Here is a 26,441-nt window from a genome sequence, read left to right on the forward strand (position 1 = left end):
TACAGCCCTTTTGTATCCGGCATGGCGGTGACGGCGCCGCGGTCCCCTTCCGGCACCCCTATTACCGTCCGGCGCAAAGATCGATCGATGCACCTCACCTGTCCGGCCTGTGGCCGGGAATGGGAGTATGCCGGGAGCGCCGCCCGCCCCGTCTGCCCTTCCTGCAAAAAACGGCTCGGCCCCGTTAAAAAAAAGACGGAGACGAGCGAGTTCGGGGTGTCGAAGCGCGAGTGCCACGACGCCCGCCCTTTTTACAGCCGGCGGATCTATGCCGGCCCGGCCGCGGAGACGCCCGCCCCGGACGCCGGGGGTGTCGTGCCCCCCGAACTCCTGGACACCGTGCTCTGCATGGACAGCCGGCGCATGGACCCGCTCCCCGACAACAGCGTCCACCTGATGGTGACCTCGCCGCCGTACAACGTGGGCAAGACCTATGACGAGGACCTGGACCTGGAGGAGTACCTCGGCCTCCTGCGGGAGGTCTTCGCCGAGACCTACCGGGTGCTCGCCCCCGGCGGGCGGGCCTGCATCAACGTGGCGAACGTGGGCCGGAAGCCCTACATCCCGTACCACAGCCATATCATCGGGCTGATGAACGAGATCGGGTTCCTGATGCGGGGCGAGATCATCTGGAACAAGGCCTCGGGCGCCGGGGTCTCGACGGCCTGGGGGAGCTGGTGCTCGGCCTCGAACCCGACACTGCGGGACGTCCACGAGTATATCCTGGTCTTTTCGAAGGGAGCGTACGGGCGCAAGAGGGGCGGGCGCGAGGACACGATCACCAGGGAGCAGTTCCTGGAGTGGACGAAGAGCCTCTGGACGTTTCCGACCGAGTCGGCGCGTAAGGTCGGGCACCCGGCGCCGTTTCCGGTGGAGTTGCCGTACCGCTGCATCCAGCTCTATACGTTCAAGGGCGACGTGGTGCTCGACCCGTTCGCGGGGGCCGGGACGACCGGGGTGGCGGCGGTGCGGGCCGGGAGGCGTTTTGTCTGCATCGATGCAGACGAGGGCTACGTGGCGCGGGCGAAGGAGCGGTTGCGGGCCGAGGGGTGGAATGGCTGAGGAGATCCGGGCCGGAGGGCTCAGCCTGGTGCCGGGGACGGCGGCGGACCTGACGGCAGACCGGACGGCGCTCTCGGTCTCGCTCGGCGCCGTCGTGCCCGCCGAGTGGCCGCCAGCGGACCTGGCGGACGCCCTGCCCGTCTTCCTGGCGTGGTTGACCGCCGACCCGGCGAGCACCGGGTGGAACCTCTGGTATGTGGTCGCCGGCGGGACGCTGGTCGGGTCGTGCGGGTTTCTCGGGCGCCCTTCGGCCGAAGGCGAGGTCGAGATCGGGTACGGCGTGCTGCCGGCCTTCCGGGGGCGGGGGTATGCGACCGCGGCGGCGGGCGCCCTGATCGGGTGGGCGTTTGCGCACCCGGAGGTGCGGAGGGTGACGGCGCAGGCCGATCCTGAGAACCGCCCCTCGGTGCGGGTGCTGGAGAAGATCGGGTTTGTGCCTGACGGCGCCGGGGACGAGGGGTGCGTGCGGTTTGTGCTTGCAGGACCGGATGCGCAGGCGACCTGAGCGTTCCAGCGAGATCAACTTTTTTTCGGTTCTTCGGGCTTGCGCGCAGGCGAGGGCCTGCACGACGATTGCCCCCTGATATGCGGGGAGGGGGCGGGCGGATAATCTGGCGAATGAAAAAATCCAGACGGACAGGTGGCGCGGTTTGTCCATCCCCTCCCAATCGCATGTGCGGGGGGATCGGGGGGCGGCTAGCCCCCCCGGCAAAGGTTTGCTCGGTTTTCTGGAACCCGCACCTTCTCGATGCGAAGAGAAGACATAACGAATAGTGAAGTCCGCCTCTGACCGGGGGTTGCACCCCCGGACCCCCGCATGCGATTGACCCTGGATATGCGGGGACGAGATAGGCGGAGCGTCTGGCGATGGAAAATGATGGATGGGTGTGCCGGCGTGGTGTGCCCGTCCCAGCCCCTGAGGAGGGTGAACGCCCTACCGGATCGTCATCAGGATGCCGGCGAGCGCAAAGAGCAGCAGGCCGTTGAGCACCAGGATCCCCGCGATCGCCACGCCCGGGACGAGGGCCGGGAGGAACATGGTGATGCCGAAGGCGATGGAGACGAGGTTGAGCACCGTCTGGGTCATGAGCAGTTTTTTGAGAGCGGGCGGGAGGGCGACCGGTTCGGCCGGGGGGTGCCGGTGGGCCCGGACCACCGGGAGGAACCGCCGGGTCAGGAGGACGGTGCCGCCGACGATGTTCAGGAGCCCGAGGAGCGCCTGGACCATCCCGGTCAGGATACCGGGGACGATGCACGAGAAGATCCCGGCGGCGGCGAAGGCGATCCCGACGACGATCAGGAGCAGCGAGCGCCTGTACTGTCCCACCGGGGTCTCGCCCAGGGCCAGCATCTGGATGGCCATGATCACCATCAGCAGGCCGAGTTGACCGTCCGGGGAGAAGGGGATCATCCCCAGGTTGACCGGGAAGAGGAGAAGCCCGAGAAGGACCAGGAGGGTGGCGACCGGGAGGACGATCGCGACCTGGAGGGGGATGGACGCATCCCCGAAGAGTCCGGGGCGATCGGTCTCTGGCGTCATTCCGGCACCTCCGGCATATCAGGTCGTTCGGGCGGGTACCGGCGGTTCGCCGCCTGGATGCACCACGAGAGGTAGAAGAAGCAGATCCCGTAGAGGATCAGGAGGACGGCGGTCTGGGGGTCGGTGGTGATCCCGGGGAGGAGGGTGACCGCCCCCAGGACGATCGAGAAGAGATAGACGAGGGCGCAGGCGAGGGTCAGGTGCCGGAGCACGCCGGGAACCTTCATCCAGGTCCGGGCCCGCCCTTCCGGGATGACGAGCTGGAGGAACAGGGCGAACCCGCCGGCAAAGAGCAGAACGCCGACCAGGATCCTGACAGGTTCGGAGAGGGGGCCCGGGATGAAGCAGGCGGTCATCCCGACGATCGCCGTAAAGATCCCGAGGACGATCACCGCCCACGAACGGCGGAGGTCGCCGAACGGGGTTTTGCCCATCGTGATCACCTGCAGGGAGACGATGACCAGAAAGAGACCGTAGGTGCTGTCCGGGGCGTACGGCAGGTCGCCGGTATGGATTTTGAAGAGGAGGAGACCGAAGAGGAGCATGAATACGCCGAAGACGATCAGGATGACGACCTCGAGGGAGAGGTCGGATTCCCATCTCGATCTCAGAGAGGATTGTTCGTTCTGCTGGTTCTCAGATACCATATTCAGATCGCTCCCGGGATTTTTTCGGCAACATGACCGCCGCATACCCCTGATTAAATAAATAACATCTCAATGACTCCCGATATATTTATGCGTATGTTTAATCAGTTCTACACCGCGTCTCCAGAAACGGATGCGTAAGAGGAGTCAGATCCACAGATGTATATAATATGAAATATGAGATCAGGCAAATGGACTGATGCCGATGTTCCGAACGCAGAACGACTGTACCTACCTGATGCCCGTTCACTTCGGGGGCGGGAAATTTGATCCCGGGACGATCGTCTCCCAGAGAACGGTTGCACTCGGGATCACCTACGAGACCGATGGAAAACTTCTTGAAAACTATATCCCCGAGGGGTTTGAGTTGCTGGCGCCTGAGGTGCAGGTGACCTTCAATAAGTTCACCGAGATCAACTGGATGCACGGGGGGTACTATAACCTGATCAACGTGGCGGCGCCGGTCAGGTTCCACGGGAAGAAGGACCACCTGGACGGGTCGTATACTCTGGTGGTCTGGGAGAACCGGACGGCGCCGATCCTGGGCGGGCGGGAGCAGACGGGCATCCCGAAGATTTACGCGGATATCGAGGACCTGCACGTGCTGCGCCCCCATTACTCGACGACGGTCAGTTATGAGGGGAACACCTTCCTCACCATGGACTTTGAAGCGGCGGGGGCGGTCACCGGGGACGACCTGGAAGGGTTGCGGTCGGGTTTCGCCTCCATAAACACCATCGGGTGGCGGTATATCCCGAAGGTGGGCGCACCGGGGGCGGATTTAAGCCAGTTCGTCCTCTACCCGCAGGGGATGGAGGTGGAGACGGCGCAGGTGGGGACCGGCACCCTGAAGTGGACCGAACTGACCCCGGTGCAGAACCCGGCGCAGTATTACATCATCAACAGTCTTGCCGCTCTGCCGATGAAAAGGATCACGCAGGCGGCGCTGATGGAGGGCAGGGCAATTCTCCGTGCGATGGGGGCACGGGTCATCGAGTGAAGGGAGGGTGAGAGCGATGGATTCAGAGTATTATACGGGTAAGATCTGCATCGTCACCGGTGCGAACTCCGGGATCGGGTATGCGGTCAGCGAAGAACTCTTAAAACGCGGGGCGATCGTCTATCTGGCCGGGCGGAGTCGGGAGAAGATCGACGCCGCGGCGGCGCAACTCCAGGCGTACGGGGACCGCGTCCGCACGCTGATCATGGACGTGACGAAGCAGGAGGAGGTGCAGAAGGGGATCGAGGGGACGGCGGCAGAGACCGGGAGACTGGATTTCCTCTTCAACAACGCAGGCGTCGGGGGGACGATCCCGTTCGAGCGGGCGACCCTCGAGGACTGGAGGCAGATCATCGACGTCAACCTCTGGAGCGTCATCTACGGCGTCCATACCGCCGTCCCGATCATGCTTGCGCAGGGGTCGGGCCATATCGTGAACACCGGGTCGATCGCAGGGATTGTGCCGCCGCCGTTTCAGGCGCTCTATTCGCTGACGAAATACGGGGTCGTCGGCATGACCGAGTGCCTGAAATACGAGTTTGCAGAGAAGGGGCTCCACTTTTCCGTGATCTGTCCGGCAAATATTGCGACCCCGATCTTCAACAAAGGGATCGACGGCAGGGCGTATGGCGAACTGAGGATCCCGGAGGACGCGTATCCGGCGGAGAAAGCGGCGTCAGATATCCTCGACCGGGTGGCAGAGCATAAAGGGATCATCGTGGTCCCGGAGGAGCCGAATACCCGTCTCTGGCAGGGATATGTGATGGGCACCCCGGAGATCGAGGAGGTGTTGAGGCAGATGGCGCACGACCGGCGGGAAGCGTTCGAGAAGGGCGGGACGTATTTCTGATACCGGGAGCGGGGTCTGCTCTCAAAAAAAGGGGATGGGGCTTACGGGCCCCTCACTTCTTTCCGTCGATCCTGATGACGTGCCAGCCGAACTGGGTCTTCACCGGGCCGACGACCTCGCCCTCTTTCCCGGCGAGGCATGCCTTCTCGAAGGGTGCGACCATCTGCCCCCTCGAAAACCAGCCGAGTTTTCCCCCGTCCTTGCCCGAGGGGCACTTCGAGTGTTTCCGGGCGAGGGCCGCGAAGTCTTCGCCTGAGGCGATCCGCTGCATGAGCTCCTGCGCCTCTGCCATGGTTCCCACCAGGATGTGGGAGGCGTTGCACTGTGCCATAGATCTATGGTTGGACGCCGGGCGATATCAGGGAAACGGTCGGGGCCGGTGCTGATGGTCTTTGGCACCTCTTCGGTGAAAACGACCGGGAGGGTGCCAGTGCCATACCGGGTAGGGCCCGCAGGAAACCCCCTCTTCTTCCCGGGCGCGTTCAGCCCATCCTGGATCATCGCTCTCGCCGGAACGTACTTATTCACCCCTGACAACAGGGACATCATTCTACGGACGGTTCAGGCCGCCCGCAGAACAGGGGGGAAGAGAACATGAGTTTTGCAAGTCAGGTAACGGTTGTCTACCCGAGGATGGAGATGCTCGACAGGATCCTCGGGAGTTCGGTGAAAAGTGTAGCAGAAGAGCACCTCGGCGTGATCGATTCCCTGATGATCGATACGTCCTCCGGGCTGGTCACCTTCGGTGTCATCTCCTCGGGCGGGATCCTGGGCCTCGGTGAGAAATACTTCCCTGTACCCTGGCAGGCACTCTCGCGTGAGCCAGGACAGGATGAATATACCCTGAAGGTCCGGGAGGAGACATTTAAAAATGCCCCAAGTTTCGACAGGGGCAACCCACCGAGGTCCGACGACCTCACATGGTTCGAACGGGTGTACCATTTCTACGGGGTCGAACCGGTCTGGGAAGGAGGGGCCAGGTGAACAGTCCGCAGGGGGGGGGCAGAACCCCTCCTCACTTCTTCTCCACCGGGCCCCCGGCATAGTACACGCTGATCTCCGCCGTGTCCCGGAGGAAATCGATCCGCTCGACCTCGCACCTGACGACGTCCAGCCCGGTCCGCTCCCTGAGGTCGGCGATCATCTCCTCCCGGCGGTCGGCCCGCACGAGGTCGATCTTCTCGTAGACGACCTGTTTTCGCCTGAGTTCTGGCCGGAAGCCGAAACCTTTCTCGAGCGCCCAGAGAATCAGGATGATCACGGCGTCCGAGAGGAGGAGTTGCGCGTACGCCCCGGTCCTGAGCAGGATCGAGTTCAGGACCGGCAGGGCCACCATCACGAAGAGGTAGGTCATCTCCCGGATCGGCACCGTCTCGGTCCGGTAGCGCAGCACCGAGAAGAGGGCGAAGAGGCCGAACCCGGCCCCGATCGAGATCTCCACGCTGGTGAAGAGCCCCATGATGAAATAGACCACGGTGTTGAAGGCCAGGAAGGTGAAGATGTAGGTGTGCTCGCCGTTCCTCAGGTAGTAGATGTACCTGACGATGATAGAGGCGAAGAGCAGGTTGACCAGGGACCCGGCGACGAAGAGCAGTTCGGTATCGCTCAGCATACGCTCCCTCCTTCAGACGAGAGTTTCTCCAGGAAGAGGAGGTTTCGCTTGAAGCGGTTGTGCTTCAGTCCGGCATAGAGGAGCGAGACCCCGATGCAGTACTTCGAGAACCCGGTCTTCCTGACACCGGCCCGCCCGAGGGCGGTCATCGCCGGCGAGCGGCGCAGGGCCCGGTCGTGCTTGATCTCGCCGATCACCACCTTCGGGTACGAACGGCTTTCCGTGCCGTTGTCGAACGTCAGGTTCAGGTCGAAGGTGAGGCGCTCGGCGTGGTCCCTGGCGACCAGGGTGATCCGGTCGTACGCCGTCAGCAGGACGGGGTGGAACGCCCCGGCGTCGTAGGGGAACGATTCGGCAAGGAACGTCCCCGGCCCGGGATCTGAGAGCTCGGGGAGGCCATCGGTCTCCAGGCGTTTTTTGACCGTGCGCCCGGTGTTCCTCTTCTCCTTGACCTCCAGGAAGGTCGTGTCCGAGGAGAGGTAGTGCCGAAACCGCAGTTTGTAGCGGGTGGCCCGGCCGTTGTGGTGCTGGAGGTAGGTGAGGAAACCGTCGGTGTCGTAGTATTCGGTCTCGTACCTCCCCTGCCGGGCGCCCTCGATCTCCAGCACCCGGTAGGCGTCCCCGAGGTCAGGGAGGATCTGCACGAACCGGTCGGCGGTCATCAGGAATTTCGTCTCGGTCCGATCGAGGAGGTTCGCATCAGAGCCTTCGAGGGCGTCGAGGGTGATCGGCTCGAACGCCGCCAGGGCGGCGGCGAGATCGAGGCCGGCGTTCTGACGGTCCGGTGGGGATAGGGACTGCATCATCTTCTGGACACCTCCGTTGCATGGGATCCCTGTTCTTTCGAGAGAGACGCCAGGACGGCGTCGTGCCGCCACAAGAGATTGGTTTTTCTTGCCTGTCAATGGTCTTTCCCCCTGTCTCCTCCCGGTCGCCCCTCAGGCGGCCGAAGGCGCCTGTGGCGGCGTGCCGTTCATCGGCGCCTGCCCGTCAGGCGGCATCGTCCCTCCGGACTGCCCGCCGAGGGCGTCCTGCAGGTCCTCGACGGTCACGCCGAGTTCGGAGGCCGCCCCTTCGAGGTCCATTCCCCCGTTTCCGGTTCCGTCCCCGAGCGCATCACGGAGGGCATCTTCTGTCACGCCCAGGGTGGCGGCCGCCGATGCGAGGTCAGGGCCGCCGCGTGTGCCGTTCTCCGGCGGGGTCCGCTGCATGTCGCCCTGCGGTGCCTGCGAGATCTCCGTCACGCCGGAGGATTGGTCGGTCGTCGTGTTTTCGACCGTGGTGCACCCGCAGGCCAGTGCGCAGAATGCCAGGCCCGCCATGACGAGGGCGAGAACCACGTGCCGGCAGGTTTTCGTAGTTTCCATATGTCACTCACACTCCCGATATCCCGGAGAGGCAGATGCCCCCCGTTCGGTTTTCGTACCGGGTGCCCGCTGAGGCACTCCGTTGAAAATCGGCATTTTGGGATATATATTCCTAAAATAGGATTTATTCACGGGGTTCACGTTCTCGTTCAAGCGTTGAACCGGGGGGTCAGGGGTATCAGAGAGGGCGCGGGCCTCCCTCGCCGGACTCATGCGGGATGCAACAAAGCCCGGATCCCAAAGAACATAAGGACGCCCGCGACACTCCGTTAAGGAAAAATCACATGCCCGCATCCCCCCACACGCTCAAAACCACCGTAGGCACCCTCTCGCTCGACAACCCCTTCATCCTCGCCTCGGGCCCCCCGACCGCATCGGGCGACCAGATCAGGCACGCCTTCAGGCTCGGCTGGGGCGGGGCGGTGACAAAGACCATTGTCCCGGACTCGATGGAGATCACGGACGTCTCGCCCAGGTTTGCCGCCTGGAAAGGAGAGGACACCGGGCTCCTCGGTTTCGAGAACATCGAACTGCTCAGCAAGCGGGACCTCGCCTGCTGGACCGGGGAGATCGCCGCCATCAAAAAGGAATACCCGGACCGGGTCCTGATCGCAAGCATCATGGCCTCGCCCGACCCCGCGGAGTGGCGGGACCTCGCCAGCGCCGTTGTCGATGCCGGGGCCGATGCGGTCGAACTGAACGTCTCCTGCCCCCACGGCATGCCCGAACGGGGCGTCGGCGCCGCACTCGGGCAGCACCCTCATCTTGTCAGGGGGGTGACGCATGCCGTGCGGGACGCCGTCGAGGTCCCGCTGGTCGTCAAACTCACGCCCAACGTGACCGACATCCTGCCCGTCGCCGAGGCGGCGGTGGCGGGCGGGGCCGATATCCTCGCGGCGATCAACACGGTCCAGTGCCTGATGGGCATCGACCTCGACACCCTCGAACCCCTCCCGTCGGTCGCCGGGGCCGGCACCTACGGGGGATACTCGGGCCCCGCGGTAAAACCGATCGGGCTCCGCATCGTCTCGCAGATCGCACGGGAACTCCCGGTCCCGATCATGGGCGTCGGCGGCGTCTCGCGCTGGCAGGATGCGGCCGAGTACATCGCGGTGGGGGCGTCGGCGGTCCAGGTCTGCACCGCGGTGATGTGGCGGGGGGCCGGGATCGTCCGGGGCATGAACGAGGGGCTCGCGGGCTACCTTGCCGAGCGGGGCCTTTCGGGGCCGGGAGCCCTGCGGGGCCTCGCCCTCCCCAGGATCGGGACGCACGAGGCCCTCTCCCGCGATGCCTCATCCCGCGCCCGTGCAGAGCACCCGGAGCGGTGCACCGTCTGCGGGCGCTGCGTCACCGCCTGCCGCGACGGGGGATCGGGTGCGATCTCGATCGGTGAGCGGGCCGTGGCGATCGACGAGGGGCGGTGCGACGGGTGCGGGTTGTGCGCCCTCGTGTGCCCGGAAGGCGTGATGGTCGTGCGGCGGGGATGATCTCTCGACAGTGATCTCGATCGAGCAGGCGCATAAGAAGTACAGGAATCTCTAAACAGGGGCCAGGTCCTTCCCTCTGCCATCCTATTTTATCCCGCCCCGGCAACACTTTCTCTCAATGTCTCCCATCTCCCCCCTCAGCGGCAGACCCGTATGGCAGCAGGCCATCATCGGCGCCACCGTCCTCGTCTGCATCCTCCTCTTCATCGTCGCACTCCCGTATCAGGTACACCCCGCGCCGGTGCACGTCCAGATCCTGGCGATCAACGACTTCCACGGGCAGGTGTCCGAAGGGCAGAACCTCGACGGAGAACCGGCCGGCAGCGCCCCGGTGCTCGCCTCGTACCTCGAAGCCGCCCTCGCCGACGAAGGGCAGTCGGCCACCTTCATCGCCCTGCCCGGCGACGTGGTCGGCGCCTCGCCCCCGGAGTCAGGCCTCCTCCTCGACGAGCCCACGATGCTCTTCTTCAACGCCTTCGCCGAGGACTGCGAGGGCGGGCCGTACACGATGATCGCCACCTTCGGCAACCACGAGTTCGATAAGGGCACGGCCGAGTTGATGCGGAAGATCGAGGGCGGGAACGGCACGACGAACATCACCCACCTGGTCGACCCCTATCCGGGCTCGAACATGACCTTCGTCTCCTCGAACGTGGTCTGGAAGACCAACGACACGCCCCTCGTCGATCCCTACGTGATCCTGGACGCCGGCGGCGTGCGGATCGCCTTCATCGGCGCCGACACCATCAAGACGCCCTCGATCCAGAAGGCGGCAAACATCGAGGGCGTCGTCTTCAAAGACGAGGCCGGATCGATCAACCGCTACGTCCCCGAAATCCAGCAGGAGGGCGTGCACGCCATCGTCGTCCTCCTCCACGAGGGGGGTGAGCAGGAGGCCTACGACGGCCAGACCAGGAACGGCGGCAACGTCACCGGCCGGGTCACGGAGATCGTCGCCGCCCTCGACCCGGACGTCGACGTCGTCCTCTCGGCCCACACCCACGAGTTCACCAACGCCTACCTGGAGAACGCCGGCAAAAACCCGGTGCTCGTGACCCAGGCGTACAGCTACAGCAGGGCGTTCGCCGACGTTGACCTCTATATCGACCCTGTATCCGGGGAGATCGTCGATAAGTCGGCCGAGATCGTTCGGGCATATGCCGACCGGCCGCCCGGGACCAGCCCCGATCCGGAGGCGTCCGCCTTCCTCGCCGCGGACGAGCAGGTGGTCGGCCCCATGATCGACCGGCCCGTTACGACGGCCTCGGCCGACATCACCGGGGAGCAGACCGGCGCCGGCGAATCCGCGCTCGGCAACCTCGTCGCCGACGCCCAGCGGGCGGCGATGGGCGCCGAGATCGCCTTCGTCACCACGGGATCGCTGCGGGCCGATATCGCGAAGGGCAATGTCACCTGGGGCGATCTCTACGCCGTGCAGCCCTTCTCGTCGAGCGTGCTCTCGATGACCCTGACCGGGGCGGAGGTCGAAGACGCCCTGGAGCGGCAGTGGGAGGCACCGCTGCCGCCCCACAACCTGGCCGTCTCCGGGCTCATCTACACCTACGACGCCACGAAACCGGCCGGCGAGAGGGTCGTCGCCGTCCTGGTGAACGGCACGCCCCTCGATCCGGCCGCGAACTACACGGCGGCGATGGTCGACTTCCTGGCCGGCGGCGGCGACGGCTACACCGTGTTCACGAACGGCACCGATCTCGCCTACGGCCCGGTGGACGTCGATGCCCTGGTCTCGTACATGGGTACGCTTCCCGCCCCGGTGGAGGCGCCGGAACAGACGCGGATCGCGAAGACGACGTGACTGCGTCGAAGCGCCGTTCAAAAAAAGAGTGTTCGGTTTATGTGCCCGGCAGTCTTACATCAGAACCGGCGTCACCGTCGCGACCGAGACCATGAAATAGGCGGCGAGGAGGGCGATGAGGACGAGCGGGATGACGACGGCGATCGCGATCGCGATGACCGCCCGTGCGGTGCTGATCCCCTGGAGCTCGCGGACGCCGAGCACGTACAGCACCAGCGACCAGAGCGAGAAGATGATGCCGACGAACGGGATCCAGCCGAGGAGTAGGCTGGGCGTGCTCCCGTAGAAGAGTGCATTCACGGTCTGCATTACCCCATAGCGCCCGCCGACGACGTAGACCCAGAGGTGCACCCATGCGGCGAAGACGAGCATGCCGACAAAGCCGCCGATGACCGTCAGGATCAGGTCCGCTACGATCCCGGCCGCTCCGCCGGTCCCGGAGACGGCGCGGACCAGCGAGGAGAGGACGGCGTAGAAGAGGAGGAGCGCGCCGAAATACGTGAATACTGTGCCCAGGTCGTCTTTTCTGGACGCCCTGAACGTCTCGACGGGTTTTAAGAAGAATCCTTTCACCCGGTCAACCATGGTGTCGATCATACTATGCGGTATTGTCGTGCATGGGTATAAAGAAGGGGGATTTGAAGGCCATGATTGTTTTGGGGCCGGGTGCGGCACCGAACAGGGTGCCGATCCGCAAGACCCCCTCATCCGGCCGGATCATCCCCGGTGCGGATTGAAATACGATCGGATCCTTTCCCCGACGTTTTTCCTCAGGTTCTCGTAGAAGATGGCGTAGTCGTACATGTGGTACACGCCCGGCGGGAAGGTGACGCTCGTCGCCGGCAGGTCTTCGGGGTGGGAGATCTCCGTGATCACGAGCGCATTACCCTTCACCTGCGCCGCCGCGAAGTGCGGGTGCCTGACCAGGTGTTCGGGATCGCCGCGCCTGAAGAAGACCGCCTCGATGTTGGACGAAGCCGGAGCAAAGGCGGTGTCGGTCCGCCAGGTCAGGGGGTTTACCACGACGGTGCCGGGGATCACGGTCGGGGCCTGCCGCTCCCTGCCCTCCTCGTCTGATATGGTATTGTAGGTGATGAAGCAGCCCGTCTCCTCCGCGCTCTCGCCGACCTTCATCAGCGGGTTTTTCTCCAGGTCGGCCGGCGTGATCGAGTAGCCGATGACGTACGCCGCCACAAGCCGCTCCAGCGAAGCGAGATCGCCGGTGAGGAGTTCCCCGGCCTTCGAGAGTTCGACGACCCTGACCGACCCCTGACTGTGGGCGGCCAGGATGATCGGCCTCTCCCCCCGGTTGATGTGCTCCATGAAATACGCGAAGGCGGCGACGAGGTCGCCCTGCCCGAGGGCGAAGATCGGCGCCGCTTCGGTCAGCATCAGGGGGTTGATCTTCACGTTGTTCTGCCGGTAATAGGGGGCGTAAATGTTCGCCTGCCCGTCGAATATGCTCGCCTGCTCCACCAGGGTCCAGACCGCCTTCTCCCGCAGGCCGGGATCGCGGGTGTCCATCAGGTAGGTCGCGTCGTCGGAGAGGATCGTGGGGTAGACCCAGAAGACGTCCACGGGCTGCCGCTCGGTGCCGAAATGTGCGGGCAGGGCGAGCCAGCTCTCCGGGTCGGCGTAGTCGGGCGCATCGGGCACGTCCCGGTCGAGATCGAACGGGGGGAGGGCGACCGGCACCCCGAGCGCCCTTCCCCGCAGGTCTTCGAGCGTCGGCGCACCTCCGTTTGCACGCTGCATTCCCGTCATGCTCCGCCCGATCCTGTCGCGTTCAGGTAGGCGTCGATCCGGTCGCCGACGTTCTGCTCCAGGTTCCGGTACCAGAAGGCGTAGTCGTAGCGGTGGTACACGCCTTCCGAATACGGGCCGATGTCCAGGTCTTCGCCCTCCGGTATCGTCGTGGTGAGCGCCCCGGTCTCGGGATCGATCCGTGCATCACAGTAGTGCTCCACCTCGCGGAGGAACTCGCCGGTCGTGTCGTTGTAGAAGCGTGCGCCCAGGTTTTCCGATGCCGGGGCGTAGGCGTCGTCGGTCGTCCAGGTGAGCGGGTTGATGCAGTGGGCGCCTGCCATCAGCATCGGGCCGCCGGCCGAGGTCGGCGACTGCGTGTTGTAGGTGACGACGACGCCGGTGTCGTTCGCGCCCTGTGCCGCCGTCAGCCCGGCCGCCGCGAGGTCGGCGTCCGTGACGGTGTAGCCGATCAGGTACGCCGCCACCAGGCGGCTGCGGAGGTCAGCGTCGTCCCCGAAACGGTTCTTGATCAACTCGATCAGGGCCATCGTTCCCTGGCTGTGGCCCGCGATGATGAACGGACGGCCTTCGTTGAGGTGTTCGATGTAGTAGTCGAAGGCCCGCTCGACGTCAACGGCGCCGCGTTTGAACTCCGCCGTGTCGGTCGCGAGCATTCCCGGCTCCACCGCCACCTGCGTCGACATCTGCCGGTAGTAGGGAGAGAAGACGTTGGCGTTTGGTTCGTACACGCTTGCCTGCGCCGCAAAAATGCCCTGCGCCAGCGCCCGCTCATTGACGCTGTTGACGTCCATGAAGCCGGTGGCGTTGCTGCTGACCGTCGGGTACACGTAGAAGACGTCCACCGGTTTATCTGCGGACGGCAGGGAGAGCCAGTAATACGGGTCGGCGTAGTCCGGGTCCTGGACGGGGTCGACCGCCCCGGCCGGGAGCGTCTCGTTGCCGCCGGCCGGGGATCCCCCGTTCGCGCAGCCGCAGGTAAAAATGAAACATACCCCCATCACGGCGATGAGGCAGATCAAAGAGCGAGTATTGGTAATCATCACAAGGTCTCCTGGGTGGTTGTACAGGCCCGAAACGAATTTTTTCCGCGGGTCTGGTGAGCGGAAGGGGCCAGGCAGTCCCTCCGGCTCGCCACGCAAAAACGCTCGATACCGACGCCGGGGATCGCCTCTCCGGCCGATTTGTTCCAGAACGCGGGCGTTCAGGCGATTTTGGACGATGAACGCACCGGAAGGGTTCGGGAGCCGTACAATACTAAAATCCGCGTCGACAAGAAAAATAAACTTTTCCCGGGCTCGATTTTGTTCGAGAGATTAGGCTTTGTTGAATTTCTCAACCACTACAACAACGAGGATCGCTTGAATGCACCCTGGTGAGGGTATGACAGATCTCCCCTTTATCGTGGAACCGGACCACGGGATGGTCTGGACGAACCCATTCGCCCGGCAGTTTCAGGGAGCAGATGGGGGATCGGTGTGCCGCAAAACGGCGATTGGGGTGGGGACGGGCACACCACGCCGGCACGCCCACCCACCATTTTTGATCGAGAGATGCTCCGCCCGACCAGTCCCCGTATATCAGGGGCAATCCGCTCCAAGGGGATGCAACCCACGGCGTACGGGAAATCGATCAGCCTCCTCCCGGTGGGCCGGCCTCCCCCCGGTCCCCTCCCCCATCTTTATATCCCGTCTCTCCCATCCCTCCCCAATGATCCCGGAAACCTTCACCTGCGACGCCGTCACCTGGGAGCGGGCCGTCTCTCTCTCCCGCACCCTGGCGGCGAAGGTCCGCGCCTCGGGCTTTCGCCCCGACCTCGTCGTCGCCGTCGGCCGCGGCGGCTATGTCCCGGCGAGAATCGTCTGCGACGAACTCCTGATCATGGACCTGGCCGGCATCAGGGTCGAGCACTGGGGGACGGCCGAGCACAAAAACGAACGGGCCGTGGTCCGCCGCCCCCTTACAGACGATATCGCCGGTCTCGCCATCCTGGTCGTCGACGACGTCACCGACACCGGCGATACCCTTGAGGCGGCGCTCGACCACCTGGAGGGCCGCGGGGCGGGCGAGATCAGGACCGGGGTGCTCGTCCACAAACAGGTCTGCGGGGTCGCCCCTGACTATCATGCCGAGTTCGCCCCGTCGTGGCACTGGGTGATCTTCCCCTGGGCCCGCCACGAGGACGTCTTCGGCTTCACCGGCAAGGTGCTTGCCGACGAGCCCGCCGACATGGCGGAGATCAGGGCGATCCTGGCCGGGAAGTACGGCCTCCTCGCCGGCGAGGAGGAGGTCCTCGAAGCCCTCGCCGACCTGGTCGCCGCGGGTCGGGCGGTGCAGGACGGCCCGCGCTACCTGCTCGCGCCCCGCGAGTGAGGGCGAAAACAACCGTTATTTCCCCCAAGAGACGGCATGGCGGCCGGTAAGGACGGGGCGACCTGCGGATCAGGGTCACCGTCTCGATCCCCCGGCGCCCGGACCGAGGGGCAGAGAGAACTCCTGCGACAATTCCTGGAAGAAAAGGGGTGACGCCGCCAGATCGCAATCTATACCACCGCCGGCGGCAGAGACTCTAATCTCCATGCGCCGCTCCAGCCTGATCACCGCACTCTCAGTAATCGGGTTCTTCGCGATCTTCTCCACCACGATCTCGAAAAACCCGGTCCTGCCCCTCTTCTCCCAGGCACTCGGCGCCGGCGAGGTGACGATCGGGCTGATCGCGGCAGTCTCGCCGGCCGCAGGGATCCTCTTCTCCTTCCCGGTGGGCGTGCTCGCCGACCGCATCGGCGCAAAACGGTTACTCACCGGATCGGCCCTCGTCTTCCTCACCGCCCCGCTCCTCTACCTCTTCGTTGCCGACCCCCTCTGGCTCATCCCGGTCAGATTTTTCCACGGCCTGGCGACGGCGATCCTGGGGCCGGTGGCATCGATCACGATCTACACCGCCTACCCTGAGGCAAAGGGGGAGATGAGCGGAATCTACTCGTCGGCAACACTTGTGGGGCGGACGGCAGCGCCGCTCGCCGGCGGGATCATCCTCTCGGCCTCGGCTGCGGCGGCCGGACTCACTGCCTATCATCTGGTCTATGGCGCCGCATTCCTCGCAGCGATCCCGGTGCTCTTCCTGGTGCTCACCCTGAAAGACGCACCGGGGGATCCGGCCGGGGCAAAGGGGCAGACGGTCTCCTTCACAGCAAGCCTGCGAGGATTTTTGCAGAGCCCGCCCCTCCTCTCCACAGCCCTCGTGGAGATGGCAGCGTACTTCACCTTCGGGATCTTCGAGACCTGGCTCCCGCTGTATCTCATCGCCGCCGGTGTCCAGGAGTACCTGATAGGTCTCCTCTTCGCCCTCCAGGTTGTCGCCGTCGCCGTCTCCAAACCGTTCTTCGGCGCCCTCTCGGATCAGAAGGGCAGGCGGATCCAGATCGTCGCCGGGCTCCTTGCCGAAGGGGGCTGCATCGCTGCCTTCGCCTTCACCGTCGCCGTCCCGGCGGTGATGGCGGTCGGCATCTGTTTCGGGCTTGCCCTCTCCCTGGTCACGGTATCGACCGGGGCCTACATCGCCGACCTCTCTGACCGTGAACACCTCGGCGCCTCGATCGGCGCCCTCAGCGCGATCATGGACATCGGGCACGCATCAGGGCCGCTCGTCGCCGGGGCGGTCATCGCCATCGCAGGCTACGCCGCGGGTTTTTTCCTGCCGGCCGTTCTTGCCGCCGGTATCGCCGTAGTCTTTATCGGAGCGGGCAGGAGTGCTGGATAAAAAAAAGAGTGGAGAGTCGTTTCCCTGAGCCCCGACCGGGTTCAGACCCTCACACCTGAACAGCACTCGGCCATTCCGGAAACCCCACCGCCCCGGAACCTCTCGACCGCCCCCCTGACGGCGGCGATGAGGTCGGTGTAGAATTTCACGCTGACGCCGCTTTTCTGGAGGACGTCCGACGCCCCGGCGCCGCGGGCGCGCCGCTCAAGACCGTCTGAGAAGCTTCCGGTGATCAGGATATATGGGACGGGGTTCCCCTCCCTCCTGATCCGCCCGAGGAGCTGGACGCCGTTCATCTCCGGCATATCGTAGTCTGAGATGCAGATATCGAAGTACTCGGTCTCCAGCCTGTTCAGGGCGTCTCCCGGCGACCCTGTACTGGAGACCTCAAACCCTCCGATGTTCTCAAGATAAAGACTGATCGTGTCAAGCAACGCTGGATCGTCGTCCACGGTGAGGACCCTGATGGCCTCTCCGGTGTGGGGGCTCATGAGAGGTAGTGTACAACCGCAATATATATGACTTCCGATATATTCCGGTATTAAAATTCAATGAATTATCCATCAGATTATTTTTAAATCCGGATTCCCGGAAATTTGAGGTAATAACTCGGAGTAATATATATAGCACGGTATCGGAGGCGGATTCACCCTTCCGTTCCCCGGTATCGCTGCGAAATTCCTCGCAGTCATGGAATCCTTTATCCCTCTCCGGGAAGAGGTTGTTGCATGAAGCGAATGGTGCTTGGAACCGCCGCCGCACTCCTGCTCTGCGCCTGCATCCTCGGCGCAGGCTGCACCGGAGGGGAACCGGCGGACGTGACAACGCCGACGCCGACGGAGAACGGATCTGTCGGTATGGCGAACCCTGCCGCCGTATGGTGCGAGCAGATGGGATACGGCTATGAGATCAGGAAGGACGCCTCAGGAGGAGAGTACGGTGTGTGCATCTTCGGCAACGGCATGGAAGCCGACGAATGGGCGGTCTACCGTGCGGCAATGGGAGCCTACAACGAGACGGCGAACGGGACAGTGGTCGACGTCACGAAGGGCGACGTCGTGGCGATCGCCCTTGCGGAGAACCCGACGACCGGGTACGGGTGGAACGCCACCCTCTCTGCCGGGCTCACCCTCTTAAACGACACCTATGTCGTGGATGATCACCCTGCGGGCATGGTCGGCGTCGGCGGAACGCGGACCTGGATCCTGAGGGCCGACGGGACGGGGGACCAGACCTTCTCCGCGGTGTACAAACGCCCCTGGGAGAACGCCACCGCCCAGGACGAGACCTTCTCCCTCTCCTTCACCGTCGCCTGAGGCGGCACCCTCGCCCTCTCTTTTTTCCGGGACCATTGATATAGGAGGAGATGATATGGGGGGTGAGGATCGAGATGAAGATCACCGGATTTGTCGGAAGCCCGAGAAAGGGGGGGAACACCGATGTGCTTGTCAGGCAGGCCCTCGCGGGAGCGGAGGAGGCGGGGGCGGCGACCAGGCTTATCTATCTCAACGACGTCGCGTTCCGCGACTGCCAGGGGTGCGGGTTCTGCAAACGTGCCGGGGCGTGCCGGCTCAACGACGGCATGGAAGAACTCTACGAGGCGATCAGGGAGTCGGACGGGATCGTCCTGGGGTCGCCGGTCTATTTCGGGATGATCACCGGCACGGCAAAAAGTTTCATCGACCGCTGGTACGCCTTCCTCAACGACGACTTCACCAGCCGTATCCCGCCCGGAAAGACGGCCGCCCTCATCCTGCCACAGGGCGACGTAAACCCTGACGTCTATGCGCCGATGGCCACCCATTTCTCGGTGACCCTGGAGTTCTTCGGCTTCCGTGTGGCGGCCCCGCTGATCGCCGCCGGGATGCTGGACGCGGGCGACGCCGGGAAGGACGAGGCGCTGATGGCGCGGGCCTATGCCCTGGGGCAGGCGCTGGTCCCGTCGCAGACCGAGAAGTAGGCCTCGGCCTCCTCCAGGAACGACTCCCGACTGGCATAGAACTCCCGGGCGAGGAGGAAGATCCGGGCGGCGTCGCCGACCGCCCGGTGCGGACTCAGGAACGGAGAGTATCGATCCGGGACCGGGTAGCGGTAATGGTTCGACCTGATGGCGCCGGCGCCCTTTCCAAACCCGATGATGCATCCGGCGCGATCGAGCGAGAGGAAATTTTTCATCCCGAGCGCCGCCCCGACCTCGCGCTGGAGGTCGGTGCAGGCGTACGGCCCGAGGTCGAACCCGGCCCGGTCGAGGGCCCGGCACTCCATGCTCCGGGCAAAGAAGGTGAATGCAGCCGGATCGTGTCTGGTGCAGAGGGCGTCCATGAAGAGGGCGAGATCGGCGAAGGAGGCCGACGCAGCCGCCCGCGCCTCCCGCCAGCCGGCCCGGTTGAGCCTGAAGCGCGGGTCGTACGGGAGGCCGCCGGTCCCCTGTCCCGGGTTCGCCACCGTGGTCATAACGCCGGTCCGGCGGCCGAGGTCGTCGGTGCTGCTTTTCCAGATCTCGACCTCGAGATCGTGGGCGAAGGTTCGTCCCGCAAACGCAGCGCAGTCGGCTACGGGATCGTAGGTGACCACGCCGACCTCGATGGGCATGACGATTTTTCGGTGCGTCCCGTAGACATGGCCGAACTCCATGTCGATAAAGGCGACCGGCCCCTCTTCTGGTCCCATTCTAGGATACGACGACGAAGACCTTCTTCGTGGCGCCGCACCTGGGGCAGAGCCAGGTCTCGGGGAGTTTTTCAAAGGGCGTTTTCGGCGGGATGTTCTGGGAGGCGTCGCCGGAGCCCGGATTATAGATATAGCCGCACTTTGTGCACTTGTACATGTCCATGGTGCGAAGGAGGGCACAATGGTATTTATGGGTTTTGAAATCCGCGCAGAGACCGGTGCCAGACGTGCATGCTTTCGCACGCCCCGCAGATCTGGGTGTTGTTGATCAGGGTGCCGCCGTAGCGGTAGCCCGCCCCGGCGAAGAGGCGGTTGACCGGGTACCACCCGGCCCGGCAGATCGTATAGGCGGTCTGCATCCCCTGTTCGGCCATCCTCTCCTCCATCGCCAAAAGCAGAGCCGCCGAGAGGCCGCGACCCCGGAACTCCGGCCTGACGGCGAGATCGGTCATCTCGACGTTCTCGCCGTCCGGGTCCATCTCGGCGGAAGAGGCCGCCGCGATCGTTTCTCCCTGCCTGACGACGAAGAACCGGACGTCCGCGGCCATCGAACCTTCGATGTGGTCGGGGTCGTCGATCGGGAAGGGGTAGGTGGCGAAGGTTTCGGCGTACAGGTCCGCGATCCCGGGGGCGTCCTCGGGTCCGGCCTCTTCGATCGAGAAACCCGCCGGGGGACCGGTGCGCCGGTCTGACGGTCCGTCCAGGAGCAATCGGCGGTCGAGGACGGCGGCGGGATCGACGGAACGCCCCGCATCGAGGAACCGGGCGACGAAGTAACCGTCCTCCCGTCCGCTGTACAGCCCGGGCACCGCCGCCTCGACATGGTAGCCTGCCCGGAAAAAGCCGTCGAGCGCCGGCGCCGGGACGCGGGCGATCACCTTCGTATAACCCTGCTCCTCTGCCAGCGCCGCCAGGCGGTCGGGCATCTCCGGCATGTCGGTCCCGGCGAGGTGCATCAGGTAGACGCGATCGTTCTCCGGGCCGTGCTGGACCGTCGAACTCCCGATGACCGTGACCTGATCAGGCATCGCCCCGCCGCTCCATCCTGTCGGTGTTCTCAGGGACCAGGGTGGTGGTCGGGTCGAGGTCTGAGAGGAGGCTTGCGATCCCGGTGGTGCCCTGCTCCTCTGCGCCCTCTTCCATCAGTTTGAGACTGCACTCGGCGCACCTGCCGTCGCAGTACGCCGGGCGGTAGTCTGCCGGTTCTGGATAGGAGGTGATGACGCCCTCGTAGTTCCTGAGCACCACCCGCGAGTCCGACCACGAGATCAGGTAGGTGGGCATCACCGGGATCTTGCCGCCGCCGCCGGGTGCGTCGATGACATAGGTCGGGACGGCGAACCCGCTGGTGTGGCCGACGAGGTTCTCGATGATCTCGATGCCCTTTGCGACCGAGGTCCTGAAGTGGGAGAGGCCCTCGCTGAGGTCGCACTGGTAGAGGTAGTACGGGCGGACGCGGTTTTTGACGAGTTTCTGCACAAGGGTCCGCTGGAGCCGCGGGCAGTCGTTGACGTTTGCCAGGAGGACGGTCTGGTTGCCGAGCGGGATGCCGGCATCGGCGAGTTTCGCGAGCGCCTGTTCGGCGGTGGCGGTGATCTCTTTGGGGTGGTTGAAATGGGTGTTGATCCAGAGCGGGTGATGGCGGGCGAGCATTTCGACGAGGTCGTCGGTGACCCGCTGCGGGAGGACGACCGGGATGCGGGTGCCGATCCGCACCACCTCGACGTGCTCGATGGCGTCGAGTTCGGTGAGGATCCGGTCGAGGAGGGCGTCGGGGAGCATGAGGGGATCGCCGCCTGAGAGGAGGACGTCCCTGATCTCGGGGTGCGACCTGATGTAGGCGAGACCGGCGTCGATCTCTTCGTGCGAGGGGATGGAGTCTACGTCCCCCACCCGGCGTTTTCTGGTGCAGTGCCGGCAGTACATGGCGCAGAGGTTGGAGACCAGGAAGAGCACCCGGTCGGGGTAGCGGTGGGTGATGCAGGGCGCCGGGTGGTCGGCGTCCTCGGCCAGCGGGTCGGCGAGGTCGCACGCCCCGATCTCGAGTTCCTGTGTCGAGGGGAAGCACTGCATGAAGACGGGGTCGTTCGTGTAGTCCTCCCGGTCGATGAGGGAGAGGTAGTACGGGGTCACGCAGAGCGGGAACGTTGCCACCGTCTCTTCGAGGGCGTCCCGCTCTTCAGGCGGGAGGGCGATCCCGAGGGCCTGTTCAAAGGTCGCGATATCGCGGACGGCGTGGGCAACCTGCCACTGCCAGTCGTTCCACCGTGCCACGGCGGTGTCGGCGTCGATGCGCTCCGCGATCTTCTGCTCGGTCGTCGTGTCGGTCAGCATAAAAAATCTCCTAAAGATCTCTATTTCCGACCTGTGATATATCGAACCCGATATTTTTTTATAAGATGAATTTTGGAAAACCGGAACCGATTATTTGAGATCTGCCTCCGGGGGCGTTCGGGGAGCGGCGTGGATCCCGGTCACCGGCACCCTGGATGGCAGCCACGCCATCGGGGCCGTGAAGGGGGGGGGCCGTCCTGTTTTCCCGACGGTGCAGGTCTCCAGCGGCCAGACGACCACCCTCTTCGCAACCCTGAACGACGACGACGAGGAGCACGGCTAAGCGCGACGGCTTCGGCAGACGGCACACCACCGAACCGGACCTCATCGACACGGACGACGACGGCCTCTCCGACGGCTACGAGGCCGGCGAGACGGTCACTGAGAACGGCAAAACCTTCCGCAAACAGCGGAGCGATCCGACGAAGGCGGACACCGACGGCGACGGGCTGGACGACTACCTGGAGGATGCGATCGAGAGCGATCCGTTCTGCGCGGACACGGACGGCGACGGCCTCTCCGATTCATTGGAGTGGAACACCGTCGGCACCGACCTCTGGTCGGCCGACACGGACGACGACGGCCATTCCGATTACGAAGAGTACAACGATCCCGACTACGACCCCCTCGTCTACGAGGAGCGCTACGGCCCCATGGAGATGGGCCGCGAGTTCCTCCTCGGCGCTGTCCTCGGGGAGTGGGGCGCCGACGACCACGACAACATCTACTACCTGGGCGGCTGGGTCGCAAGTGGCATCATTGCGATCGGCGACGTGCGGGACATCGCAACGACGATCTCGCGGGGCGACCTCGTCGGCACGGGCTTGAACATCGCCGCGCTGATCCCCGGTTACGGCGACGGGGCGAAGGTCGCGGTCGTCGTCGGGAAATTCGTGGTGAAGCACCCGGAGTTGTTGAAGCCAGCAATGGTGCTGCTGGTGGGGATCACGCCGTATGTGGATGAAGCCGCTGAGTGGGCAAACAATTTCCGAAAGATACACGGCGATGAGGCGCTTGATAAGTTCCTGAAAAACGGTATCACCGCAGAGGATCTGAGATTAATATCAAACAGCAACGGAAACCTGCTGAAGACGCTGGCGGTTGTCAAGCGGAGCGATGGAAAGGCCGTCTGGATGGAGGAAGGATTGACGAAAGCTGAAGCGAAGGCCCTAAACAGAGCGACAACTGGTTGGAAGCACATTGAAGAGAAGCATATCCTTGATCCGGAAGGAAATCAGTTTGCTAATGTTTTTGGTGAGGTCTATCGAGATGAAAGTAAAATAAAAGACCTCATCATGGAAGGGGCTAAGGAAAGTCAAAAAATTAACGACAATGGAGTTTATCATTACGTAGAACCAAATACCGGAGAAATATTGTTGCTGGTTATCGGGAATAACGGCTATATTGTAACTGCATATCCCTTTAGGGTGAAATGATATGAAGAATAGTTTGAAAGAAAAAATCAAATTTTTTACCCGAATCCTGGGTACAGAACCTGACACAGAATATATGAACAGAGTTTATACGCAGTTTACTCTCATCGAATTCAAAAATGGACAAAAGACGTACGTATTCGATGGTGCCTTTGAAGGCCATATGCTTTGCACCGCAGATATGATCGGAAAAACCAAAGAAATTGTGCTGGTGATGTTAGTATTGTCTCTTGAAAGGGTTGCAAGCGAGGGTAAGAGCATAGTCCCTTCATCAAAACATGGAGACAATTACTTCGGGCCGATCTTGAGTGTTAATGGATGTATAGAGGAGATCATCATCCAGGATGATCCCAAAAATGCCAAAAGGTGGCAGGATGCCATCGTCGATTTCGGGGTCGGGAAGATACTGATTGAGATCGACAAAAAGTACTTCCATCTCCAGTTAAAAGAGGGGGATTACATTCACATTATCGGTCGTGTCGATCTGCGGGGTATTGAATAAATATTATTTCGACTACGTGGAATATCCCGACCCCATCGCGTAACGAAGATCGTCGCGCCCCGATGAAACACCTGATCGCTAAAAACCCCTATTCCGTGGGGATCGCCGGCAATGCATCGCACAGGCCGCAGAGAGGAGACCCTCTCACCCAATCTCCCGCGAGGATTTATCGGCCGCCCGTCCAAACCTGTAGGAGGATGTACTACCACCTCATCCTCACCGACGCCTGCAACCTCTGCTGCTCGTACTGCCGGGCAAAGGACTTCGAGGAGAGCGATCCCCCGGAGCGGGAGGCAGAGGTGGACGAGAATATCCCGTCGGATCTCGCCTTCGACCTCGCCGGCCTCTACCGTTTCCTGGGAGAGGATCCCACCCCGGTCCTCACCTTCTACGGCGGCGAGCCCCTGCTGAGATCCGACCTGATCGAGGAGATCATGGAGCACGCCCCGCCCTGCCGGTTCATGATCCAGACCAACGGCCTCCTCCTCCACAGGCTTGAGCGCGAAATCGTCAACCGTTTCTCGACGGTGCTCGTCTCGATCGACGGACCCGCGGCTCTCACCGACGCCCACCGCGGCGCCGGTGTCTATGCGGCGGTGATGAAGAACGTCCGGGCGCTCCGTGCCGGCGGCTATGCCGGCGAACTCATCGCCCGGATGACCGCCGACGAGGAGACCGATATCGAGGCGGCGGTCCTCCACCTCGATGGGATCGAGGAGAACCCCTTCTCGGCGATCCACTGGCAGATCGACGCCAACTTCTGGGGCGACTGGCGGCGCCGGGACTTCGCCCGGTGGGCGGAGGAGGCGTACAACCCCGGCATCAGCCGCCTGGTCAGGCGCTGGGTCGGCGAGATGGAGGGGGGGAGGGTGCCGCGGTGGTACCCCTTCCTCGGGTGCATGGCCGACCTCCTTTCAGGGCAGGAGAGCCGCCTGCGCTGCGGCTGCGGCTATATGAACTACACGGTGATGACCGACGGCACGATCGTCCCCTGCCCGTGCATGGCCGGGATGAAGGAGTGGTACCTCGGGCATGTCTCGACGACCGTCCCGGCCGATCTCCCGGTCGCCCCGGTGGGAGAGCCCTGCACCACCTGCGATATCGCCGGGTTCTGCGGGGGGCGGTGCCTGTACTCCAACATCCTGCGCCCCTGGCCTGCCGAAGGGCGAAGCGTCGTCTGCGGGACGGTCAGGAACCTCCGCGACGCCCTTGTCGGGGCAGTCCCTGCCGTGCGCCGCCTCATCGACGATGGCGTCATCTCGACCGAGGACTTCGCCTTCGAGCGCTACAACGGCTGCGAGATCATCCCGTGAACCGGGCAATACCATCATAACGGCCCGGCCGAAAGATAGAGAGAGAGAACGCATGGACAACGATGAGATTCGCCGGTACCTGATAGACTACACCCTCTCAGCCTCGCAGGCGACGCAGGTCGAGGAGATCGCCATCGGCGAAGGGCGCTATCCCCGCTACGTCAACGAGTACTGGACGGCCGCACAGCGACAGACCTCATCGATCCACGAGATATCGTACCGCGCCTGCTTCAAACCCCAGCTCCCGGCCTTTTTTATAAAATGGCTCTCGGGCGAGGGGGACACCGTCTACGACCCCTTCGGCGGCCGGGGGACGACGGCGATCGAGGCGGCGCTGCTGAAGCGGCGGGTCATCTCAAACGACGCCAACCCCCTGAGCAGGATCCTCACCGAACCGCGGCTGCATATCCCGGCAATGGACGAGATCGCCCGGAGGCTGGAGGAGATCGAGACCGGCGGGGATGAGTGCGCCGATATCGACCTCTCGATGTTCTACCACCCGAAGACCGAGGCGGAGATCGTCTCCCTGAGAGACTACCTCGCCGACCGGCGTCTCGACGGCACCGAGGACGCCGTCGACCGGTGGATCAGGATGGTCGCCACAAACCGGCTGACCGGACACTCCAGGGGTTTTTTCTCGGTATATACGCTGCCCCCGAACCAGGCGGTATCGCAGGAGAGCCAGAGAAAGATCAACGAGAAGCGGACCCAGGCGCCCGAGTACAGGAATACGAAAGAGCTCATCCTGAAAAAGTCCAGGAGCCTGGTGCGAAACCTCACCCCCGAGCAGATCGACGCCCTGAACGCCGCAGGGAGAACGGCCCGGTTCTTGCATGGGGACGCGAGATCGACCCGGGAGATCAGGGCCGGTTCGGTCAGGGTGACGGTCACCTCGCCCCCGTTCTTGAACATCGTCCAGTATTCAAAGGACAACTGGCTGCGGTGCTGGTTCAACGCCCTGGACACGGAGCGGATCGCAGGACAGATCACGATGGCGAGGACCGTCGAGGCGTGGTCCGCTGTCATGAGCGACGTCTTCAGGGAACTCTACAGGATCACGACCGGCGGCGGGTATGTCGCCTTCGAGGTCGGCGAGGTAGACCGGGGGCGGGTCTGCCTGGACGAGCACGTGATCCCGCTCGGCCTCGGTGCAGGCTTCGAGTGCCCGGGCGTCCTGGCCAACGTCCAGGAGTTCACGAAGACCTCCAATATCTGGGGCGTGAACAACAACAACGCCGGGACGAACACGAACAGGATCGTCCTGTTCAGAAAGGCGGCGTGACC

At 63.7% G+C, this 26,441-nt stretch carries 30 protein-coding genes; 16 read left to right on the forward strand and 14 right to left on the reverse strand.

What is annotated here, in order from left to right; genetic code table 11:
• Positions 1-87 precede the first annotated feature (87 nt).
• The gene (locus METLI_RS11185; RefSeq protein ID WP_004040502.1) at positions 88-1,062 is read left to right on the forward strand and encodes a DNA-methyltransferase; all 975 of its coding nucleotides are present in this window, start codon (positions 88-90) and stop codon (positions 1,060-1,062) included.
• Entirely contained in the window at positions 1,055-1,567 is a 513-nt protein-coding gene (locus METLI_RS11190) for a GNAT family N-acetyltransferase (RefSeq protein ID WP_004040504.1), read from the forward strand. The genes METLI_RS11185 and METLI_RS11190 overlap by 8 nt, the downstream gene beginning before the upstream one ends.
• Positions 1,568-1,996: 429 nt before the next feature.
• Here METLI_RS11190 and METLI_RS13385 read toward each other — a convergent pair whose 3' ends face one another.
• Together METLI_RS13385 and METLI_RS13390 are read right to left on the reverse strand one after the other, a co-directional pair.
• On the reverse strand, positions 1,997-2,602 hold the full coding sequence (locus tag METLI_RS13385) for a hypothetical protein (protein ID WP_004040506.1): 606 nt from the start codon (positions 2,600-2,602) through the stop codon (positions 1,997-1,999).
• Entirely contained in the window at positions 2,599-3,249 is a 651-nt protein-coding gene (locus METLI_RS13390; protein WP_004040508.1) for a hypothetical protein, read from the reverse strand. Before METLI_RS13390 ends, METLI_RS13385 begins: the two co-directional genes overlap by 4 nt.
• 205 nt (positions 3,250-3,454) lie before the next feature.
• Between METLI_RS13390 and METLI_RS11205 the strand changes: the two genes are divergently transcribed.
• Positions 3,455-4,249: an acetoacetate decarboxylase family protein gene (locus METLI_RS11205; RefSeq protein ID WP_004040514.1), complete on the forward strand. Its 795-nt coding sequence runs from the start codon at positions 3,455-3,457 to the stop codon at positions 4,247-4,249.
• A 16-nt stretch (positions 4,250-4,265) separates the two neighbouring features.
• On the forward strand, positions 4,266-5,099 hold the full coding sequence (locus METLI_RS11210; protein ID WP_004040516.1) for an SDR family NAD(P)-dependent oxidoreductase: 834 nt from the start codon (positions 4,266-4,268) through the stop codon (positions 5,097-5,099).
• Positions 5,100-5,151: 52 nt separating this feature from the next.
• On the opposite strand, the gene METLI_RS11215 is transcribed toward METLI_RS11210, so the two are convergent.
• On the reverse strand, positions 5,152-5,430 hold the full coding sequence (locus tag METLI_RS11215; RefSeq protein WP_004040518.1) for a peptidylprolyl isomerase: 279 nt from the start codon (positions 5,428-5,430) through the stop codon (positions 5,152-5,154).
• 263 nt (positions 5,431-5,693) lie between these two features.
• Here METLI_RS11215 and METLI_RS11225 point away from each other — a divergent pair, with 263 nt between their 5' ends.
• A complete protein-coding gene (locus METLI_RS11225; protein ID WP_004040520.1) occupies positions 5,694-6,083 on the forward strand; it encodes a PRC-barrel domain-containing protein in 390 nt (129 codons plus the stop codon).
• Between the two features lie 31 nt (positions 6,084-6,114).
• Here the strand turns inward: METLI_RS11225 and METLI_RS11230 are convergent, their stop codons facing one another.
• The 3 genes from METLI_RS11230 to METLI_RS12550 form a co-directional block, all read right to left on the reverse strand.
• Positions 6,115-6,711 carry a DUF4956 domain-containing protein gene (locus METLI_RS11230; protein WP_004040524.1) on the reverse strand — a complete coding sequence of 199 codons (597 nt, stop codon included), beginning with the start codon at positions 6,709-6,711 and terminating at the stop codon, positions 6,115-6,117.
• A complete protein-coding gene (locus METLI_RS11235; RefSeq protein WP_004040526.1) occupies positions 6,705-7,517 on the reverse strand; it encodes a polyphosphate polymerase domain-containing protein in 813 nt (270 codons plus the stop codon). Before METLI_RS11235 ends, METLI_RS11230 begins: the two co-directional genes overlap by 7 nt.
• 132 nt (positions 7,518-7,649) lie before the next feature.
• The gene (locus METLI_RS12550) at positions 7,650-8,078 is read right to left on the reverse strand and encodes a hypothetical protein (protein ID WP_004040527.1); all 429 of its coding nucleotides are present in this window, start codon (positions 8,076-8,078) and stop codon (positions 7,650-7,652) included.
• A 284-nt stretch (positions 8,079-8,362) separates the two neighbouring features.
• Here METLI_RS12550 and preA point away from each other — a divergent pair, with 284 nt between their 5' ends.
• Both preA and METLI_RS11250 read left to right on the forward strand, forming a co-directional pair.
• Positions 8,363-9,565 (forward strand): NAD-dependent dihydropyrimidine dehydrogenase subunit PreA, encoded by a 1,203-nt coding sequence (preA, locus tag METLI_RS11245; protein ID WP_004040529.1) that lies wholly within the window; start codon positions 8,363-8,365, stop codon positions 9,563-9,565.
• 118 nt (positions 9,566-9,683) lie between these two features.
• A complete protein-coding gene (locus tag METLI_RS11250) occupies positions 9,684-11,381 on the forward strand; it encodes a bifunctional metallophosphatase/5'-nucleotidase (protein ID WP_004040530.1) in 1,698 nt (565 codons plus the stop codon).
• Positions 11,382-11,435: 54 nt separating this feature from the next.
• Here the strand turns inward: METLI_RS11250 and METLI_RS11255 are convergent, their stop codons facing one another.
• From METLI_RS11255 to METLI_RS11265, 3 genes are all read right to left on the reverse strand, one after another.
• Positions 11,436-11,978: a YIP1 family protein gene (locus tag METLI_RS11255; RefSeq protein ID WP_004040531.1), complete on the reverse strand. Its 543-nt coding sequence runs from the start codon at positions 11,976-11,978 to the stop codon at positions 11,436-11,438.
• 120 nt (positions 11,979-12,098) lie between these two features.
• Complete coding sequence (locus tag METLI_RS11260; RefSeq protein WP_004040533.1) at positions 12,099-13,136, reverse strand: DUF3089 domain-containing protein; 1,038 nt, start codon at positions 13,134-13,136, stop codon at positions 12,099-12,101.
• Between the two features lie 5 nt (positions 13,137-13,141).
• Positions 13,142-14,188: a DUF3089 domain-containing protein gene (locus tag METLI_RS11265; protein WP_004040534.1), complete on the reverse strand. Its 1,047-nt coding sequence runs from the start codon at positions 14,186-14,188 to the stop codon at positions 13,142-13,144.
• Positions 14,189-14,855: 667 nt separating this feature from the next.
• On the opposite strand from METLI_RS11265, the gene METLI_RS11275 reads away from it, so the two are divergent.
• Positions 14,856-15,518, forward strand: a complete 663-nt coding sequence (locus METLI_RS11275) for a phosphoribosyltransferase (protein WP_004040535.1) — start codon at positions 14,856-14,858, stop codon at positions 15,516-15,518.
• Between the two features lie 205 nt (positions 15,519-15,723).
• Positions 15,724-16,905, forward strand: a complete 1,182-nt coding sequence (locus METLI_RS11280) for an MFS transporter (RefSeq protein WP_004040536.1) — start codon at positions 15,724-15,726, stop codon at positions 16,903-16,905.
• Between the two features lie 41 nt (positions 16,906-16,946).
• Here the strand turns inward: METLI_RS11280 and METLI_RS11285 are convergent, their stop codons facing one another.
• Positions 16,947-17,396, reverse strand: coding sequence for a response regulator (locus tag METLI_RS11285; protein ID WP_004040538.1), 450 nt, complete (start codon positions 17,394-17,396; stop codon positions 16,947-16,949).
• 237 nt (positions 17,397-17,633) lie between these two features.
• Here METLI_RS11285 and METLI_RS13395 point away from each other — a divergent pair, with 237 nt between their 5' ends.
• Together METLI_RS13395 and METLI_RS11295 are read left to right on the forward strand one after the other, a co-directional pair.
• Positions 17,634-18,221: a protease inhibitor I42 family protein gene (locus tag METLI_RS13395; RefSeq protein WP_004040539.1), complete on the forward strand. Its 588-nt coding sequence runs from the start codon at positions 17,634-17,636 to the stop codon at positions 18,219-18,221.
• A 74-nt stretch (positions 18,222-18,295) separates the two neighbouring features.
• The gene (locus METLI_RS11295; RefSeq protein ID WP_048104245.1) at positions 18,296-18,865 is read left to right on the forward strand and encodes a flavodoxin family protein; all 570 of its coding nucleotides are present in this window, start codon (positions 18,296-18,298) and stop codon (positions 18,863-18,865) included.
• On the opposite strand, the gene METLI_RS11300 is transcribed toward METLI_RS11295, so the two are convergent.
• From METLI_RS11300 to kamA, 4 genes are read right to left on the reverse strand one after another with little or no spacing between them, the layout of a single operon-like run.
• Positions 18,820-19,575, reverse strand: a complete 756-nt coding sequence (locus METLI_RS11300; RefSeq protein ID WP_004040541.1) for a hypothetical protein — start codon at positions 19,573-19,575, stop codon at positions 18,820-18,822. The genes METLI_RS11295 and METLI_RS11300 overlap by 46 nt on opposite strands.
• A 1-nt stretch (position 19,576) precedes the next feature.
• Positions 19,577-19,738 (reverse strand): rubredoxin, encoded by a 162-nt coding sequence (locus METLI_RS11305; protein WP_004040542.1) that lies wholly within the window; start codon positions 19,736-19,738, stop codon positions 19,577-19,579.
• 25 nt (positions 19,739-19,763) lie between these two features.
• A complete protein-coding gene (ablB, locus tag METLI_RS11310) occupies positions 19,764-20,603 on the reverse strand; it encodes a putative beta-lysine N-acetyltransferase (RefSeq protein WP_004040543.1) in 840 nt (279 codons plus the stop codon).
• Positions 20,596-21,909, reverse strand: a complete 1,314-nt coding sequence (gene kamA, locus METLI_RS11315) for a lysine 2,3-aminomutase (RefSeq protein ID WP_004040553.1) — start codon at positions 21,907-21,909, stop codon at positions 20,596-20,598. The genes ablB and kamA overlap by 8 nt, the downstream gene beginning before the upstream one ends.
• A 94-nt stretch (positions 21,910-22,003) precedes the next feature.
• Here kamA and METLI_RS11320 point away from each other — a divergent pair, with 94 nt between their 5' ends.
• From METLI_RS11320 to METLI_RS11340, 5 genes are all read left to right on the forward strand, one after another.
• The gene (locus METLI_RS11320) at positions 22,004-22,192 is read left to right on the forward strand and encodes a hypothetical protein (protein WP_048103842.1); all 189 of its coding nucleotides are present in this window, start codon (positions 22,004-22,006) and stop codon (positions 22,190-22,192) included.
• Positions 22,193-22,235: 43 nt separating this feature from the next.
• On the forward strand, positions 22,236-23,345 hold the full coding sequence (locus tag METLI_RS11325) for a hypothetical protein (RefSeq protein ID WP_394295874.1): 1,110 nt from the start codon (positions 22,236-22,238) through the stop codon (positions 23,343-23,345).
• Position 23,346: 1 nt separating this feature from the next.
• Complete coding sequence (locus tag METLI_RS11330) at positions 23,347-23,844, forward strand: hypothetical protein (RefSeq protein ID WP_004040555.1); 498 nt, start codon at positions 23,347-23,349, stop codon at positions 23,842-23,844.
• Between the two features lie 197 nt (positions 23,845-24,041).
• A complete protein-coding gene (locus METLI_RS11335) occupies positions 24,042-25,157 on the forward strand; it encodes a TIGR04084 family radical SAM/SPASM domain-containing protein (RefSeq protein ID WP_004040557.1) in 1,116 nt (371 codons plus the stop codon).
• A gap of 52 nt (positions 25,158-25,209) precedes the next feature.
• Positions 25,210-26,439, forward strand: a complete 1,230-nt coding sequence (locus tag METLI_RS11340) for a DNA methyltransferase (protein ID WP_004040559.1) — start codon at positions 25,210-25,212, stop codon at positions 26,437-26,439.
• Positions 26,440-26,441 lie beyond the last annotated feature (2 nt).

Source organism: Methanofollis liminatans DSM 4140 (assembly GCF_000275865.1).
GTDB lineage: Archaea > Halobacteriota > Methanomicrobia > Methanomicrobiales > Methanofollaceae > Methanofollis > Methanofollis liminatans.